The following is a 17,039-nucleotide window of genomic DNA, read 5'->3' as shown; positions in this document are numbered from 1 at the left end:
TCGTCTTCCCGGACACCACCCTCGCCGCGATCGCGCAACACCGTCCGGCCAGCACGGAGGACCTGTTCACCATCAGCGGCGTCGGCGCCAAGAAGCTGGAGTCTTACGGGGACGCCGTCCTGGCCGTCGTCGACGGCGGCACGGCGGATGGTGCCTGACCGAGCCGACCGGCTTACGTCACGCGGACACAGGTCCCAGGTCCTTTCGGTCGCATGCCGAACTGATCAGTCTTTCTCAGGTAACAGCCCCTCCGCCCAGGCCCATCCATCACTGCTTGTGGACCCCCGGCGGGCGATCCGGCCCCGCGAGCACGATCCGAAGCTCATATGCCTGGCGCTTGGCCTGTTCCAGACCAGCCCGGAAGGATGCCGGGGCATCAACCCCAGCGTCAGCAAGGCGTCGGCAGCGTGTGAGCGCTTCCTCGGCGGCCTCTGTGACTTGGACTACCTTCACACCTGAGGCTGCACAAGCGGCATCGAGTTGCTCATGGAGCGTTGCCCGCCCCCCAATATGGCGCCACCTGGTAGGCGGCGTCGTCCAAGCCGTGCTGCTGTCCGTCTTGAGGGGTGTCCTTCAGCGCGCCAAGCCGCTTTCGCATCTTGGCAACGTCCTCCTCGCGTTGTCGTCTCTGCCTGGACCCCGCGAGGATCCAGTCAATACCCAGGGTGGCCACGATCCCAGCGACGGGCGGAACAGACTTGGCCCACCATCCCCACTCTTCGGGGAGGAACACGCCAGCGACAACGAGCAATAGGGCCACCGGGAGTCCAACCCGCCAGACGCGGCTAAGCCTGTGGCGCCACAACTGGGAAGCCATGCCATCTCCGTACCCATTGAGTTCTGTTGGCGGGCTCACCCGCCGTGCCAACGGTCGAGATCCTATTGCCTCGGCAGCCGGCTCTTACACGTGTCGCCGACGGGCTCCGCCCGCGTACCTGGCACGGATGGCGCGAGTCCAGCGGCCCGGCGCCGCCCGACTGACCGCGGCGACCGAGGTGCCGCCAGATCCGCATGTGGCGCGCTAAGACCGCTTGCGCCGCCGGCTTCCCGACTAGTGCTCGCCTAGAAAGCTGCAGACCCACGGAGAGGCGTTTCTCGCCGCCCACCGACTGCACCGTTTGCAGGCATCGGCATCGGCATCGAATGCGAGGCGATAACCACCCACCTTCCGCACCAGGTATCGCTGCAACACTCGAAGTTGATCAGTGACTGCGACAAGACTCCCAAAGAAGTGATCGGCTATCTTAGACTTGCCGATTCTCGGCCGATATGGAATGCCAAGCGAGTCGATACGGTCATGATCCAGCATCTCCAGGGCACACATTGTAACATCGAGATTCCAGCCGAAACGCTCATCAGGACGTCGATCCGATTGCGCGAACGCAGACCTTCTAAACGCTCGCGCCGAGCCAAGGTCAACGAACGGCCATTCCGGCAGCACTCTGCGGACGAGTGCGTCACGTAGATGGCTGGCCAAACGATGGCGAACAGAGCGGCTTGTCTCTTCTTTGGCGCGGACGCCGACGACGAAGTCCGCAGACCCTGAGACGATGGGTCCGGCTAAGCGCACCGCATCACGTGGATCGATGGTGCCATCACAGTCGATCACGCAGACAACGTCCGCGGAAGCTGCGGCAATGCCTGACTGAACGCAACGCCCCACCTGTCGCGGCGCCGGGTCAACCAGAACCTTCGCTCCCCAAGACGCGGCGAAGCCGGGAGAGCCATCAGTAGAGCCGTTGTCGCAAAGGATTACTTCAGTATTCGTCGGAATTCGCGGAAGCAGCCACGCGAGTGCATCGATCTCGTCCCTACAAGGCATTACGAGCGTCAGGAGCGGTATGTTCATCGGGTGTCAAGATCGAGGGCTGGCGCGGAGTTCGAGGCCAATACACGAATGGGCTTCCAGAAGACCGCTATGACGACGCCGGTGAGAACCACGACCCAACCCCAGATAACGCAGGTCGCTGCGATAGCGCTTATGCCGGCGGGCAAGTGCTCGAGCAACCCTCCCCCTCCGAAGGCCATTACCAGTCCGACGCCCAACGAGATGACGAAAAGCGCGCCAAATAGACCGATGCTGGCCATTCCGCCCATTCGATTCTTTGGGTAAGCGTGAGGGCGACGTGCACCATCGGCCAGCAGGCTTTCCCACATCAATAGGTTCCAACTACCTGGATCCTCTGGCCGAGCGCCAATTGACCTCCCCTCGCTCCAAGCCGATTCGCGTGCCCGCAAGTAATGACCCGCGCGCTCCATCCGTTGAAGCTCCCCGAGCCAAATACCAAAGGCACAAGAGACTACGACCGGCACTAGGCCGCCGACAAGGAGGACGCTCGCCATAATCAGGCTAGACTTAGCAATGCCATCCAAGTCCTTCAATGCGGCGCCAGCGGCGATACCTGCCGCTACGACGACTCCAACCGTAGCTAGAGTCCACTGAAGAATCGTCTGCTGGTTCTGTTTGGCAGCGAGGGACTCGCTGCGGAGGGATACATACTCTTGAACAACAAGTTCCGCCATATATGGCGGAGCGGTGTGCCCTCGGTTCGCAGGTCTACCCACTTGCACAGACTATCGTCGCGGTGCACGACGCGCGGTGGCCGGCGAAAGACCCACTGTCGGCAGGGCCCTGTCCGACCAGCACGGAGAGTTGTTCGCGATTCCCGGGGTCGACGCCAAGGAGCTGGAGTCCTGCGGCGACGCCGTCCCAACTGTGGTCGCCGGCGGGACGGCGGATGACGCCTGATCACCGCGTCGCGGACAGGTCAGAGTGTGAGCAGAGCGCCCGGCGTCCAGCGGGGCCACTTCGGGGCGTAATCGGGTATTGCCCGCCGATAGGCGGCGACTTCGAGCGGGCCATCGTCACGGGAGTTGTCGTAGAAGATCGTTCGGTGACAGTGCGGCACGGCGGTCACGACGTGTGGCCACAGGCGTGCGTAGCGGTCTGCGAGCTTGTCGGTGGGGACGTCGTGGCCACCCGCAGCCACGCGGGCGGCCACCCTGGGGCCGGACAGCGTGAGTGGAATCATGACCGCATGCAGTACCACGTCGTAGCCGGCGGCCGCGGCGGTCAGGACCAGGTCAATCTTCGACACGTGCGAGAAGACTGTTTCGGTGCAGAAGTCCAGCCGAGCGGCGATCAGGGCCTCCCGCGCAGCCGCGGCGATGCGTGCGGCAGCGTACGCCTGTTCGCTCTCGTGCCCTGGAAAGCGGCTGCTGGCGATTCTGTCGGCGTTAACGAACGGCAGGCCGGGCCGGTCGGGAGCGATCAGGTACTCGTAGACGGTGGTCTTGCCCGCTCCGTTAGGTCCGACGATGAGGTCGAGCCGACTCATAGAAGTCGCCGAGTGCCGTCCGGGGTGAGCTCCACGAGGTGGCCGTCATCGTCGATCGAGACCGTCGTCTGCCCCGACCGTCGCACGGTCGCCCCGAGCCGCACGGCTGCTGCCCGTTGAGCGATCCGTGCGTCGATCACAGCGTGGGCAACCTCCCTTTCCTGCGGATTCAGGGTGGCGAACTGAGCATCGCCCGTAGCCACAGCGAGGATCTGGCGGTTCTCCGTCGAAGCGGACCGCTCCACCTGCATGCCGATCCGCAGCCAGTAATTGATCTGTTCGGTTGTCGTCCGGTTCTCCGCCTGCGCGACGGACGTCGCAGCAGCGGCGACATCCGCCGTCACCCGTGTCGGGATGGTTGCACCTTTGGCCATTGTCCGCCCCTCTCACTCACTGACAGACAAGCGTATCAAATTGGTACAGTCAGGCCCATACTTTGTCCGGCCTGGATTGGCGCACGCGGCCGAACCATCCGGAGCGGTGGTTCTGGGTGCCCGGTGGGTCCGTAGACTCCGGCAATGCGCACCTGCCTGCCACCCCCACCGCCTCGGTCACCGCAATCCGCGGCCACGCCTACCCGGTCAGTGTGATGAACACCTCCGGGCCCGCGCGAATCTTCGACCGCCTCGGAACCGCCACGCGTCCCTCTGCTTCCGGTCGGCTGGGTGGTCGTGCCATTGTCCTGGGCGGCAGCATCGCGGGCTTGCTGGCCGCTCGGGTACTCACCGACCACTTCGATGACGTGGTCATCGTGGAACCCGATTCGCTGGTGGACGACGCGGCACCGCGCCACGGCGTGCCGCAGTCCCGCCAGGTGCACACCCTGCTGCCGGCCGGCCGGGTGCAGTTGGACCGTTGGTACGACGGCTTTTCCGATGACCTGCTCGCGGCCGGCGCAGGGTTGGCGACGACCGAGAACAGCCGCGTCTACTACAACGGTCGACTCAAGGTCGCGGTACCCGAGACCGCGATGGTGATGAGCACCCGGCCGTTCCTCGAAGCGGCGCTGCGCCGCCGAGCCCTCGCACTGCCGAACCTGCAGGTGGTCGGCAGCCGCGCGGTCGGGCTCGATGTCGTGGGTGAGGCGGTGGCCTGCGTGCGCCTGGACGGGGGCGACACGCTCACGGCCGACTTCGTGGTGGACGCCACGGGCCGCTCCACCCGACTGGGTCACTGGCTGGAAGACGCCGGTTGGCCGGCGCCCCCTTTGCAGCGCATGCGCGTCGACATCAACTACACCACGGCGCTCTTCCATCGGGACGAGGTCGATCCCGAGGTCGCATTCACCTTCGCGAGCTGGGCGATCGGTCGGACGCCGGCCGGCCTCGCGCCGTCCATCATCAATGCGGTTGAGGGCGACCGGTGGATCGTCATGATGGGCGGCTATGCCGATGACAAGCCCGGACGCAACCCGGATGCGCTGCGCGCGATCTGTGCCCAGCTACCGCCCCCGTTCCCGCAAGCGACGGCCGGCGAGTTGCTCGAACCCATCACCGGCTATACCCAGGCGGACAGCCGCCGCCGCGACTTCCATGCGCTCGCCCGGTTCCCGGCCCGGCTGGCCGTCGTCGGTGATGCCGCAGCCTCCTTCAACCCGATCTACGGCCAGGGCATGAGTTCGGCAGCGCTGCACGCGTCCTGCCTGTCGGAGTACCTGACCCCCGGGCCCGACCTCGGTCGACCGGCACGGGCGTTCTTCGATCTGCAGCGGGTCATCGTGGACGCCGCCTGGCAGACCTCGGCCGTGCCCGACCTGGCGCTCCCCCACGTCGGTGCGCGCCAGACCGCGATGACGCGGGCCGGTCAGGCTTACGCGAACATGCTGATCGACGGGACCGTCACCGACGTCGCGCTGGCCCGCAAGTTCTCCGACGTCACGTTCATGCGTGCGCATCCCAGCAGCTTGACCAGTCCCGCAGTTGCCGCGCGAACCTTGGCCCTGGCAGCAGCCCGGGCTATACGACCGGCCCACCGCTAAGCGGCACTGGTCACTCCCGTCATCCCGGGCTCTGACCCGGCAAGGTGGGAGAGATCCCGGATCAAAGTCCGGGATGACGAGGGAGGGGCTTAGATCAGCGCGTCCCAAAGGAGTCATTCCTCCTGATCGCCCCCGTCGTGGCCACGATCAAAACGGCGCTGGCTCGCAGGGACTTTCAGAGCGGCCGCGTAGTGTCTCAGCGTGCCGATCGCTCCGTCCCCCCATGCTGGCATGGGTGCCGTCCCGCATCACGACGGGGTGACCTTCCGGGTCTGGGCTCCGAATGCCCGCACGGTGCATGTTGCGGGCGACTTCAGTGGCTGGACCGCGGCCGGCCGGGTTCCGATGGCTCCCGACCATGCCCGGTCGGGCACCTGGTCGGCCTTCGTGCCGCAGGCCCGGCGCGGTTCGCAGTACAAGTTTCTGATCCGCCGTGGCGGGCCGTACCGGTGGCGGATCGACCCGTTCGCCCGCGAGGTCACCCACAGCCGTGGCAACGCGGTGGTGTTCGACCCCGCCACCCTTGATTGGGGCGAGCAGCCATTCACCATGCCCGGCTGGGACGAACTGGTCCTCTACGAGTTGCATGTGGGCACCTTCACCGCCGACGGTGACCGGCCCGGCACCTTCGACACCGCGATCGGGCGGCTCGACCACCTGAAGTGGCTCGGCGCCAACGCGGTCGAGGTGATGCCGCCGTTCAGCTTCGCGGGGCCGCACAGTTGGGGCTACAACCCGTCCCATCTGTTCACCATCGACACCAGCTACGGAGGTCCGCTGGCGTTCGCCCGCTTCGTCCGGGCCGCCCACGAGCGTGGAATCGCGGTCATCCTGGACGTGGTGCACAACCATCTCGGCCCGACCGACCTCGACCTGTGGCGCTTCGACGGCAGCTACCGCCGCGGCTACGGCGGCCAGTACTTCTACAACGACCGGCGGGCGCTCACCCCCTGGGGCGCCACCCGTCCCAACTACGACCGCAAACAGGTCCGCAACTTCCTGCGCGACTCGGCGGTGATGTGGCTGGAGCAGTTCCGGGTCGACGGACTGCGGTTCGACGGCACCAACTACATCCGGTCCCGCTGGGGCAACGTTCATCACCCCCGGGAGCGGATCGCCGGTGGCCATCGCTATCTGGCCGCGATGACCACCGACCTCCGCCTGCGGCAGCCGTGGAAGCTACTGATCGCCGAGGACATGCAGCGCGATCCGCTGGTCACGGCGCCGGCCGAGGACGGCGGGCTCGGCTTCCACTCCCAGTGGGACGCCGACTTCGTGCACCCTGTCCGACGCGCGCTGGAGACTCCCTGGGACACCGGCCGCGACGCCACCGCAGTGGCTCGCGCGGTCACCGGTCACTACCTGCGCGCCGCCCATGAACGCGTGATCTTCACCGAGTCCCACGACGAGGTCGCCAACGGGCGATCACGACTCCCCGAGACCATCAACCCGGGCGCCGCCGACTCTTGGCCGTCGCGCAAACGCGCCGCCCTCGGCCTCGCACTGGTGCTCACCTCGGCAGGCATGCCGCTGCTCTTCCAGGGCCAGGAGTTCTGCGAGGACCGATGGTTCGACGACCGCGCCCCGCTGTCCTGGGACAAGACACACCGGCACTCCGGCTTCCTGCACCTGGCCCGACAACTGGTCCGCCTACGCCGGAACCTGGACGGCACCACCGCCGGGCTTCGCGGACCACACACCACACTGCTGCGGGTCGACGATCAACGCAAGGTGCTGGTGTATCACCGCTGGTGGCAGGGTGGCCCGGGTGACGACGTCATCGTCGCTGTCAACCTGTCCACACAGGTGATCGACGGCTACCGAGTGGGACTTCCGCGCGCCGGCACCTGGCGGCTTCGCTGCAACAGTGACGCTCCGATGTTCGGCCACGACTTCGGCGGGGTCCACACCACCGACCTCCAGGCCGCACCCATCCTGTGGGATCACCAACCAGTCTCGGCCGAGTTCACCATCGGTCCGTATGCCGCGCTGGTCTACTCTCAAGACGCCTGAGGTAGGTGCCGGCGTTAGCGTCGTCCCGCCACCCCAGACCCGAGTTTCTCGAGGGCTCCGGGTAGCGCGTAGATGCTGTTGAGGACGTCGATCTGGAAGTCGAGATCCGGTCGTAGCGAGTCCTGTTCGAGGCCCCAGACCCTCGTGCCCCGGCGACGAGCCCAGCTCGCCGTGCGCTTAACCCACCGGTCGTACGCTTCGGAAATCGCCGCGGGATGGTCAGCCTGAGAGCCGATACTGCTGGTCCGGATGATCCCTTCCTCCCCAACAGCAGCTGGCTGCCAGAAGAGAACCGGCGACGAGTTGGGATCCACGATGCCCTTGCCCTCGTTGGAGTACATCCGCTCCCAGTTGATGCGGTTGAATACGCCGGCCCTGCTGAACTCTTCCATCGCAGGGTCGCCAGGGCGGATGGCTATCGGGCCTCCAAGTTCAGCCGAAGCAACCATGACCTCGCTCGCGCGCAGCGCATCATCTCGAGTCCACGTGACTATCGGGTCGGCCACCGTCCACCAGGGGTGCAGGGTCACCCTCATTCGCTCACCAAGATGGTCCAGAAGCATCAACTGATCCTCGGTGGTCGCGAAGTAGTAGATAGCCGAGACCATGGAGGAAGTCTCCCAGCCTGCCGGCCGAATCGGACCATCCCTGTCCGGATCAATGGCGTCGACCGCTCGCCGCTGGAAGACTTTGAGCGTGACGAGTAGCGGAACCGTGACGTTTCGATGGTTCGACGCAGAGTTCGATTCCGGTGATGTCGATCAGGACATCGTGATCTCTAGCTACCGAAGCCACCTTGATCAACTCCACGACAGGTCGAGCGACACGATCCGGGCGCTCATTCACACCAACTTGCACGACGCTCAGGTCCGCGACTGGACTATGGAAGGCACCGTCTTCAGGTGGTCACTCGTGATCGGTGACCTTCAGACGGGGTACGAACGCGCAACGATCGAGTATCACGACGCGATACTGCGTGCCGTGACGACGGCAGAGGTGATCGATTTCGATCTGTGCGATACCGACCATGAACTCGTGTCAGATGAAATCGACATCGTGGAGGGAACTCCGACACGCTTCGAACATCGGTTTTCGTTCTGGCCGGATTTCGCCTTCGCGATCCAGTTCAGGGACGTCACTGTCCTTCGGGAGCCTATGGCCAGCTGGCAGGCCTAGCATCAACAAATCGATCGGCCAGACTTCTTCGTTCAATCTCGAGGGACGCCACGAGTGGATCTCACCGGGCCGTCAGGTCTCCAGGACCGTGAATGTGTCCCGCCCGCCAGTCCGCGATCAGCCGGTGCGCGATGGACGCCTCGCCTGGTAGGCCCACTTCACCGGCGTCCACTGCGGCGGTTAGTTCCTCACGGGTGAACCAGCGGGCGGACTCGATCTCTACACCGTCCACCTGGATGTCGGTCGTGGCCGCCCGCGCCACAAAGCCCAGCATCAGCGAACGCGGGAAGGGCCACGGCTGGCTCGCAACGTACTTCACGGCGGACAGTCGGAGCCCCGTTTCTTCGCCGACCTCGCGATGAACGGCTTGTTCAAGAGACTCCCCCGCGGTCACGAAGCCGGCCAGGATCGACATGCGACCCGGTGCCCAGACTCCCTGGTGGCCGAGCAGCAGCCGGTCGTCGGCGTCCAGGACGGCCACGATGATCGCCGGATCGCTGCGCGGGAAGCGATCGCGTCCGCACGAGGGGCAGTGCCGCACCATGCCGCCGTTGGTGACGATCGTCGCCGCACCGCACAGGCCGCAATGCGGCAGGGTGCGATGCCACTGCACCAGCGCGACGGCTGCGACCACGAGCTCGCGATCGGCGGGGCCGAGCACGGGCATCAACTCGCGCAGACCGGCGCCCTTCTCTACGTCGGCGGCTTCGACGAAGACGGGACGCCCGGCTGACAGACCCAGCAGGTAGTGCTGCTGGGGGTCGAACTCGCCCGCCGGACGTCGTTCGACGATGGCGAGATCATCGCCGACGTTCAGCTGGCCGGACTTGTCGACGCTCAGCAGGAGGGCGGCGGGGTCGGCCCATTGGGCAACCAGCCAGTCGGCGTCCAGCCGTTGAGGTTCGCACCGATCCAGCTGTCCCGCCTCGCCCCAGGTGTCCATAGGTCTCAACCTACGACTTCCGGACGAGTGGGTCTCGCCAGGCTCGACCAGCGGCTGACTCGTCATCCCGGCGGACGCCGGGATCTCCTTTGGACGGACGGCTGGCTTCTGAGATCCCGGGGCAAGCCCGGGATGACGTACGGCTGGCCAGGACGGTCGGCGTCAGCTCAGTCGTTTCACCGCGTCCGTCCAGGCCGACTCGGGTGGGAGCCGTGGTGTCACCAACCGGTCGGCCAGAATGTCGAAGAAGCCGGCCTGCACCTGACTCGGCGACGCCCCGACCAGGTCAGCCCAAGCTTGCCGGTAGATCGCCAGCTGAGCGGGGTCGGCGCGGTCGACGTCGCCGGTCTTCCAATCCACGACCAGGTAGCCGTCGGGGGTGTCGAACACCGCGTCGATCCGGCCGCGGACGATGGTGCCGGCGACCACCATGCTGAACGGCACCTCAACGGCACGCGGACGCCGGGTGGCGAACTGTCCGCGCTCGAACGCCGCACTCAGCTGGGCGAAGTACGGGTCGTCGGGTGGCTCCTGGTCGGGGTCGACGTCGAACGTCGGCTCCAGCGAGAACCGGTCCTCCAGCCAGCGGTGGAACCGGGTGCCCAGCCGCTGTGCCGCCACCGGACGCTGCGGCATCGGACGGCTCGCGTCCGTCACGAACTCCTCCGGCTCGCGGGCCAACCGCACCAGTCCTGTCACCGACAGGTATTCCGGACGCGCCGGCGCCAGCTCCTCGACCGCGGCGAGCGCCAGCGCGGACACATCCGCATCCCACTGCGCCACCTCCGCCTGCTCCTCGGCGGACAGCCCGACCGGGTCGAGCGGCACCAACAGCTCGGACGCCGCCTCGACGTCGGCCGCCAACCGCTGCCGTCGCTCGCGGGCCTCCGGGTCGCCGATCACCGGCCACTCCAACGCAGCACCCGACCCGGCGAGCGGATTATCACCCTCCGCCGGCGGCGCATCACGCAACACCTCGCCGTGCTGCTCGATGGCCCGCAGATAGGAGGACGGCTTGCGCGGCTTGATCAACTCCCCCTCCCACGAGTGGGTGGTGGCGACCAGCAGCTGCTTGGCCCGGGTGACCGCGACATAGGCCAGCCGGTCCTCGGCATGCCGCGCCTGCTGTTTCAATGCGGCCGCATACTCCTTGAAGGCGGCATCGGAAGCGTCGGCCAACTGGGGGATCGCCCCGGCGTCACCGCGCAACTCGGCGGGCAGGACGGCCGCGTTGGTCACCCAGTTCTCGGTGACCCGGTCGTTGGGAAAGACGCCTTCGGCCATGCCGGGCAGGAACACCACCTCCCACTCCAGGCCCTTTGCCTTGTGCACCGTGAGCAGCTTCACCGAATCGGCATCGCTGGCCACCGCTTGGTCGAGGCCGACGCCGTGGTTGCGTTCGGCGTCCAGATAGGCGAGCAGCCCGCCCAGGGACGCCTCGCCGTCCACGTCGCAGTAGGCGGCGACCGCATCGGTGAAGGCCCCCAGCTGGGCGCTCGACGAACCGGACGCCGCCAGCTCACCCTCCACACCCAGCGTGCTAATCACCCGCCGGACCAGATCCAGCACCGGCTCGCCGGCATGCTGCCGCAGCCCGGCCATCTCGGCCGCGACCGCGGCGAACCGGCGTCGGGCCTGCGGACTGTAGTGCAGCTCGCCCGGGTCGTGCAGCGCCTCCAACAAGCTGGGCACTGTGACGCCCTCGGTGCGCGCCAACGCTCGGCCCAGGTCGTCCACCAGGTCGCCGTCCCGCGGACCCTCGACGGACGCCAGGTCGGCGGCGCGGCGCCCGAGCAGAGCCAGATCGGCGATGCCGATCGCCCACCGGGCCGAAGTGAGCAGCCGGATCGCGGCCGGATTCGCACTGACGTCGTCGAGCAGCGCCAGCACCGAACACACCTCGACGATCTCGGGCAGCTCCAACAGGCCACCGAGGCCGACGATCTCCACCGGCACGTCGCGCGCCTTCAGATCGGCGTACAGCGCCGGTATCTGCGCGTTGCGGCGCACCAAAACGGCCAAATCGGACCACAAACCCACCCGCCCGGTGCCGTGCAGCGCCGCGATCCGTTCACCGATGAACGCCACCTCCTCGGGCCAGGTGGCGAAGCCGGCGACCTCGACACGGCCGGGCGGGGTCCCCTCCGGCGCGGTGAGTTCGAGCGCGGCCGCCCCGCCGCCCATCGCCGGATCGGTGTGCAGCCCGGACGCCAACACATTCGCCACCGCCAGGATGGTGGGCCCGGAGCGCCGGTTCACGGTCAGCGCGAACGACCGGGCAGGCATTCCCTGCACAGTCGGGAAGTCCTGCGCGAACTGCAGAATGTTGCTCGCGGCGGCCCCGCGCCAGCCGTAGATGGCCTGGTGCGGATCGCCCACCGCGGTCACCGGATGCCCTCGCCCCGACGACGGATCATCACCGGAGAACAGGGCGCGCAGCATCGCCGCCTGCGCCGACGAGGTGTCCTGGTACTCGTCGAGCAGCACCACCCGGAACTGCCGGCGCAGCAACTCCGACACCGCCGGCACCCGGCGGGCCAGCTCGGCGGCCACCGCCATTTGGTCGGCGAACTCGACGTAGCCGAGGCTGCGCTTCAACTCGGCATAGGCGGTGGTCAGCCCGAGCAACTCCAGGCGCTGCTCGGTGATCGCCCGCGCCTGGCGCACCGACGCGTACTCGCGGCGGTACCGGTTCAGCGGCGCCTCTGCCAACGCCGTGCGGAACTCGCGCGCATGCGCCCCCACCTCGGCCGCGCTGACCAGATGCGAGGTGAGGTCGGAGTCCAGTTTCAGCAGCCGTTCGGTCAGCGTGACCGGCGCGAACGACGCCAGATGCTCGAACGGTCCGGCGGCATTGGTGACCACCCGGGCCGCCAGCCGATACCGGGAGGCACCGGTGATCATCACCGGATCGCTCTCCACCCCGATCCGCAGACCGTGCTCAGCCACGAGGCGGGCGGCGAACGCGTCATAGGTGAGCACCAACTGCTCCCCCGCCTCGTCCACCCCGGTGTCGTCGATCACCCCCGCCCGCTGCAACGCCGTCCGCACCCGTGCCGACAGTTCGGCGGCCGCCTTCCGGGTGAAGGTCAACCCCAGCACCTGCTCAGGTGCCAACTGGCCACTGCCGACCAGCCACACCACCCGGGCCGCCATCACCGTCGTCTTGCCCGAACCCGCACCCGCGATGATCACCCCGGGCTCGAGCGGCGCCGTGATCGCCGCCAGCTGCTGCTCGGAGAACGGCAACCCGAGCACCTCGCACAGCTGCTCGGGCGTCTGCAGCACCCCCGTCATGCCACCACCTGCCGGCCCGCCGGCTTGGCCGGGCAACTCGCCGCGAACGGGCACCAGGTGCAGCCCGGGCCGGGTGTCGCCGGATACCGACCGGCCCGGATCAGCCTGACCGCCCGGGACAGCCGCTCATGAACCCAGCTGGGATGCTCGGCGTCATCGTCGGCCAGGTGCGGCTGCTCGGACAGCGCAGCCTGATGGAATTCCTTCGGATAGTCGTCGAGATCGCTGCCACCGGGCACCCGCAGGTAGACCAGGCAACCGCCCGCGCTCGCCGCACCCGGGCCGGCCAACCGTTCGAAACCGCCGGCCTCGATCGCCAGCTGATACACCCCCAGCTGCTCGTGCGAGGCGGTCGCACCCGCGGTCGGCGGCCGCTTCCCGGTCTTGAAATCGACCACCCGCAGCCGTCCATCGGCGGCACGCTCCAACCGGTCGACCGTGCCGACCAGTCGAACCTGATCACCGCCCACGTCGACCTCGACGTCGAAGTCGACCTCCACCCCCAGCACCTCGGTGCCGGCGTTGGCGTCCGACCAGTTCAGGAACCGGGTCAGCGCCGCCTCCGCCTGATCGCGTTCGGCCACCGACAGCCAGGCCGTGGCGAACGGCAGTTCACCCCACACCTCGTCGAGCTTCGCGGTGAGTTCGTCGAAGCCGAGCCCGGAGTTGCGGGCGTGCTCGGCGAGCACGTGGATCACCGAGCCGAGGCTGGTGGCGGCATTGCGCGGCGGATCGGCCTTCACCTGCCGGGTGAGGTAGTGCTGGCGCGGGCAGGTCAGCATGCCGGTGAGCATCGACGGACTGATCCGCAGCGGACCGGTGGGCGTCGGCGGGCGACCGGTGGCGTCCAGCACCCCCCACCACAGCGACGGCCTGGCCTGCGGCGCCAACGCGCGCCCATGGGAGTCGGTGAGCGCCGCCAGCCGGGCCAACCGGGCCGCCGCAGCTTCACGCAGCGCAGCTGAACAGCCCGGGTCGGCGGCGCGTCGGCGCAACTGGGCGACCAGCGCGGGCAGGGTGAGCGGCCGCGCGCTGGGCCGGAACTCGGTCGGCTCGACACCGAGCTCGGTGAGGAACCGGGACGGCTGGTTCGCCTCGCCGTCCGAACCCTGCACGGCGGTGACGATCAGCCGGCGGCTGGCCCGGCTGCACGCCACGTGGAACAGCCGCCGCTCGTCGGCCACCGCCTCGCGAGCGTCCGGACGCCCGACCAGGCCATCACTGACGAGTTCGGACGGTTCCAGGATCGCCGCCCCCTGACCGGGTGCCGGCCACAGCCCCTCCTGGACGCCGGCGATCACCACCAGCGGCCACTCCAGACCCTTGGCGCGGTGCGCGGTCAGCAGCCGGACGCCACGTCCGCGCACCTCCGCCTCGCGGGTGGTGTCGGCAGGGATCTCCTGGGCCGCCACCTCGGCGAGGAATCCCCGCACGCCGCTCGGGTCGGCCGGCTGTTCGCTGGCGTTGGCAGAGGCGAACAGGGCGATCACCGCGTCCAGATCACGGTCGGCGCGACGTCCGCCTTCGCCACCGGCCAGGCTCGCCGCCCGCAGCCGCTGCGGCCACTCGGTGCCCGACCACAGCGTCCACAACACATCGGACGCCCCACTCGCCGGATTGCGGAGGGTCTGCGCCGCGCGCTCCAGCAGCTCGGCCAGGCCCCGGACGGCCGTCACCTCCGGTGTGTCGGGCAGCCCGGCGAGGCGTTCCGGCTCAGCCAGCGCATCGGCGATGAGCTGACCGGGACTGCGCGCGATCAGCGCGGTGCCGGTCTGTTCACGTTCCACCTCGAGCAGCAACCGGCCCAGGGTGCGCAGGCCCACGGCGTCCAGCCCGACCAGCGGGGAGGTGAGCAACCGCTTGGTTTCGTCGGCGTCGAGCTCGTTGCCGCCCGGTTCGGTACCCCGCAGCACCACCTCGAGTGCCAACAGCAAAGGCCGGACGGCCTGCTCGGACAGCAACGGAATCTCATCGCCGGCCACCTCGACCGGGATACCGGCCGCTACCAGGGCGCGGGCGATCGGTGCGATCTGCCGCCGGCCCGAGCGGACCAGCACCGCGATGTCGGCATGCCGGAATCCTTCGTCCAGATGCGCCCGGCGCAACTCCTCGGCAATCAACTGAGCCTGCTCGGCCTCAGTCGCACAGACGAAGGTGCGCACCTCGTTGCCCGGCTCACCGGCCACCTCGCCGCGCAGCACTCGAGCAGCGGCATCGCCCAGCACCGGAAGCGGCAGCCGGCGGGCGACCCGCCGCCACGCCGCGGTGATGCCGGGGGTGCCCCGGTGCAGGGCATCGAGGGCGAGCACCGCGGCCGGTTCTCCGGCGGCGGAGCGAAAGGTGTCGGGGAAGTCGGCGAGCGCGCGCGGATGGGCGCCACGGAACCGGAACACCACCTGGTCGGGGTCGCCGACGGCCAGGATCGGGCCGCCCGGGCCGACCAGGGAACGCAGCAGGCCGATCTGCGCCGGGTCGAGTTCGCCGTACTCGTCGACGATCACGCGGGAGATCTCGCCCCGTACCGCCGCGGCCAGTTCTTCGTCGGCGAGCACGATCCGAGCGCGGTGCACCAGCTCGGCATAGTCGAGGCTGCCCTCGTGGTCGAGGATGTCGAGGTACTCGGCGAAGAACCGTCCGACGCTCACCCATTCGTCGCGACCCGCGGCCCTTCCAGCCGCCACCACGTCGTCCGGATCGAGGCCGAGTTGCCGAATACGCGCGATCGCCGACCGAACCTGGCGCGCGAATGCGCGAGTCCCGACCGCCTGGTGAATCTCCGCCGGCCACGCTTCGACGCCGCGGCCGGCCAGTAGTTCTCGCACCCGGAACTCCTGCTCGGGCGCGGTCAGCAGCCGCGGCGAGACCGTTCCGGGGGCTGCGGCGCGGCGCAGCAGCCACAGGCAGAACGCGTGCACCGTCGTCACCCATGGCGGGCTGACCGTGCGATCCAGCGCCCGCGCCACCTCGTTGCGCAGTTGGCTCGCGGCTCGCCGTCCGAACGTCAACACCAGCGGCTGAGGCTCTTCCGGAGCGCGTTCGCCGAGCTCGAGTGCGGCGGCCGTCGCCACCACTGTCGTCTTGCCCGAACCGGGCGGACCCACCACCAGAACCGGCGTGCGGCGGTGCGCCTCGACAGCCTCGCGCTGTACGGAGTCCAACTCGCGCATCGTGGGCGCTCCGACCGATTCCATGTCCTCATCGAATCACCCGCCGCCCACATTTTCCGGACGGCGACACGCGGCGTCCGGGGTCCCTCGCGCGAGTGACAGGCGCGGACGGATGTGAGAGTGTTGCTGGCGCTGCCGCGAGGGCGACCGCACTGGTCGTCTGGGACAGCTCGTTCGGCAGTGGCCGTCAGCGACGGTCGTATTAAAGCTAAGGAGAAGTACATGGCGCAGGGGACCGTCAAGTGGTTCAGTGCCGAGAAGGGCTACGGCTTCATTGAGGTCGAGGGCGGTACGCAGGACGTCTTCGTCCATCACACTGCCATCGACATTCAAGGCTTCCGTACCCTCAACGAGGGCCAGAAGGTCGAGTTCGAGATCACGTCGGGCCCGAAGGGTCCGCAGGCGGATCGGGTTCGGCCGCTCTGACCTGACATCTCGAGTCCATCGCGAGTCGCGGGCCCCATCCGCCGATGGGGCCCGCTTCGCGTTTCCAGAGCGGCGGCTGAGCCTGTCGAAACCAAAGGAGGTTTCGGCAAGCTCGGCCAACGATGACGAAGCTCGATCAGCGGCGATGCCCACCGCCTTCCAGGGTTGTCCCCGACGCTCTCCCCACTGCTTGTGTCCTCGCCGCCCGCTAGATTGGGCGGGAAGTCTTTGCCCGCGTCGAGAGGTACCCATGAGTTCCACCACGACCCCCGGCGGCGCCGCCGCGATGCCGCTCCAGCCGCCCGCCACGCTCACCCTCACCGCCCCGGACGCCCCCGCCGTGATCACCGAGACGCAGGCCCCGGCGATGGCTCCGCAGGTCGAGGCCACGCAGGTGCCGGTGCTCGACGCCAAGGTCGATGAGTTCTTGCGGGCACTCGACTCCGCCGAAGAGAAGTCACCGACCTTCTCGGCGCAGGCCGACGCGGTTCGCAGCATGGGCGACGCCGACATCCGCAAGGCCGCCGAGACCTCCAACCGCCTGCTGAACGCGCCGGTCCGCGCCCTGAAGGAGGGTGGCCTGTCCGACGGATCCAAGGTCGGCCAGACCCTGGTGCAGTTGCGCCGCACCGTTGAGGATCTCGATCCGGGCAAGGCGCGCGGGTCGAAGAAGTTCCTCGGCATGATCCCGTTCGGCGATC

Annotated in this window: 13 protein-coding genes; 6 read left to right on the top strand and 7 right to left on the bottom strand. The window is 68.1% G+C overall.

The genetic code is table 11. The features are described from left to right. Nucleotides 1-158, top strand: a 158-nt coding sequence (locus tag Q0066_RS17540; protein ID WP_366521500.1) for an HRDC domain-containing protein, incomplete at its 5' end; no start/stop codon positions are given. 893 nt (nucleotides 159-1,051) lie between these two features. Here Q0066_RS17540 and Q0066_RS17535 read toward each other — a convergent pair. The 3 genes from Q0066_RS17535 to Q0066_RS05530 form a co-directional block, all read right to left on the bottom strand. Further along, the gene (locus tag Q0066_RS17535; RefSeq protein ID WP_366521499.1) at nucleotides 1,052-1,822 is read right to left on the bottom strand and encodes a glycosyltransferase family 2 protein; all 771 of its coding nucleotides are present in this window, start codon (nucleotides 1,820-1,822) and stop codon (nucleotides 1,052-1,054) included. Nucleotides 1,823-2,768: 946 nt separating this feature from the next. Next, complete coding sequence (locus Q0066_RS05535) at nucleotides 2,769-3,338, bottom strand: zeta toxin family protein (protein WP_298130906.1); 570 nt, start codon at nucleotides 3,336-3,338, stop codon at nucleotides 2,769-2,771. Beyond that, nucleotides 3,335-3,712, bottom strand: a complete 378-nt coding sequence (locus tag Q0066_RS05530; RefSeq protein WP_298130903.1) for a hypothetical protein — start codon at nucleotides 3,710-3,712, stop codon at nucleotides 3,335-3,337. Before Q0066_RS05530 ends, Q0066_RS05535 begins: the two co-directional genes overlap by 4 nt. 215 nt (nucleotides 3,713-3,927) lie before the next feature. Between Q0066_RS05530 and Q0066_RS05525 the strand changes: the two genes are divergently transcribed. Both Q0066_RS05525 and Q0066_RS05520 read left to right on the top strand, forming a co-directional pair. Next, nucleotides 3,928-5,316 carry an FAD-dependent monooxygenase gene (locus tag Q0066_RS05525; RefSeq protein WP_298130907.1) on the top strand — a complete coding sequence of 463 codons (1,389 nt, stop codon included), beginning with the start codon at nucleotides 3,928-3,930 and terminating at the stop codon, nucleotides 5,314-5,316. Between the two features lie 201 nt (nucleotides 5,317-5,517). Continuing rightward, nucleotides 5,518-7,329 (top strand): alpha-amylase family glycosyl hydrolase, encoded by a 1,812-nt coding sequence (locus tag Q0066_RS05520; protein WP_298130900.1) that lies wholly within the window; start codon nucleotides 5,518-5,520, stop codon nucleotides 7,327-7,329. 14 nt (nucleotides 7,330-7,343) lie between these two features. On the opposite strand, the gene Q0066_RS05515 is transcribed toward Q0066_RS05520, so the two are convergent. Next, entirely contained in the window at nucleotides 7,344-7,937 is a 594-nt protein-coding gene (locus tag Q0066_RS05515) for a hypothetical protein (RefSeq protein WP_298130898.1), read from the bottom strand. Between the two features lie 88 nt (nucleotides 7,938-8,025). Between Q0066_RS05515 and Q0066_RS05510 the strand changes: the two genes are divergently transcribed. Continuing rightward, nucleotides 8,026-8,505, top strand: a complete 480-nt coding sequence (locus Q0066_RS05510) for a hypothetical protein (protein ID WP_298130896.1) — start codon at nucleotides 8,026-8,028, stop codon at nucleotides 8,503-8,505. Nucleotides 8,506-8,566: 61 nt separating this feature from the next. On the opposite strand, the gene nudC is transcribed toward Q0066_RS05510, so the two are convergent. The 3 genes from nudC to Q0066_RS05495 all read right to left on the bottom strand — a co-directional run bounded on the left by nudC (nucleotide 8,567) and on the right by Q0066_RS05495 (nucleotide 15,936). Further along, entirely contained in the window at nucleotides 8,567-9,448 is an 882-nt protein-coding gene (gene nudC, locus Q0066_RS05505) for an NAD(+) diphosphatase (protein ID WP_298130895.1), read from the bottom strand. Between the two features lie 162 nt (nucleotides 9,449-9,610). Continuing rightward, nucleotides 9,611-12,745: an ATP-dependent DNA helicase gene (locus Q0066_RS05500; RefSeq protein WP_298130892.1), complete on the bottom strand. Its 3,135-nt coding sequence runs from the start codon at nucleotides 12,743-12,745 to the stop codon at nucleotides 9,611-9,613. Further along, nucleotides 12,742-15,936 carry an ATP-dependent DNA helicase gene (locus Q0066_RS05495; RefSeq protein WP_298130891.1) on the bottom strand — a complete coding sequence of 1,065 codons (3,195 nt, stop codon included), beginning with the start codon at nucleotides 15,934-15,936 and terminating at the stop codon, nucleotides 12,742-12,744. Before Q0066_RS05495 ends, Q0066_RS05500 begins: the two co-directional genes overlap by 4 nt. 198 nt (nucleotides 15,937-16,134) lie before the next feature. On the opposite strand from Q0066_RS05495, the gene Q0066_RS05490 reads away from it, so the two are divergent. Both Q0066_RS05490 and Q0066_RS05485 read left to right on the top strand, forming a co-directional pair. Beyond that, nucleotides 16,135-16,338 carry a cold-shock protein gene (locus Q0066_RS05490; RefSeq protein WP_298130889.1) on the top strand — a complete coding sequence of 68 codons (204 nt, stop codon included), beginning with the start codon at nucleotides 16,135-16,137 and terminating at the stop codon, nucleotides 16,336-16,338. Between the two features lie 250 nt (nucleotides 16,339-16,588). Further along, the coding region (locus Q0066_RS05485; protein WP_298130886.1) for a toxic anion resistance protein at nucleotides 16,589-17,039 on the top strand (451 nt) is incomplete at its 3' end.

Origin of the sequence: Micropruina sp. (assembly GCF_027492755.1) — a bacterium.
In the GTDB taxonomy this organism is placed as follows: Bacteria; Actinomycetota; Actinomycetes; order Propionibacteriales; family Propionibacteriaceae; genus Micropruina.
The sequence above is the reverse complement of the archived record's forward strand: the minus strand, read 5'-3'. Positions and strand labels throughout refer to the sequence as shown.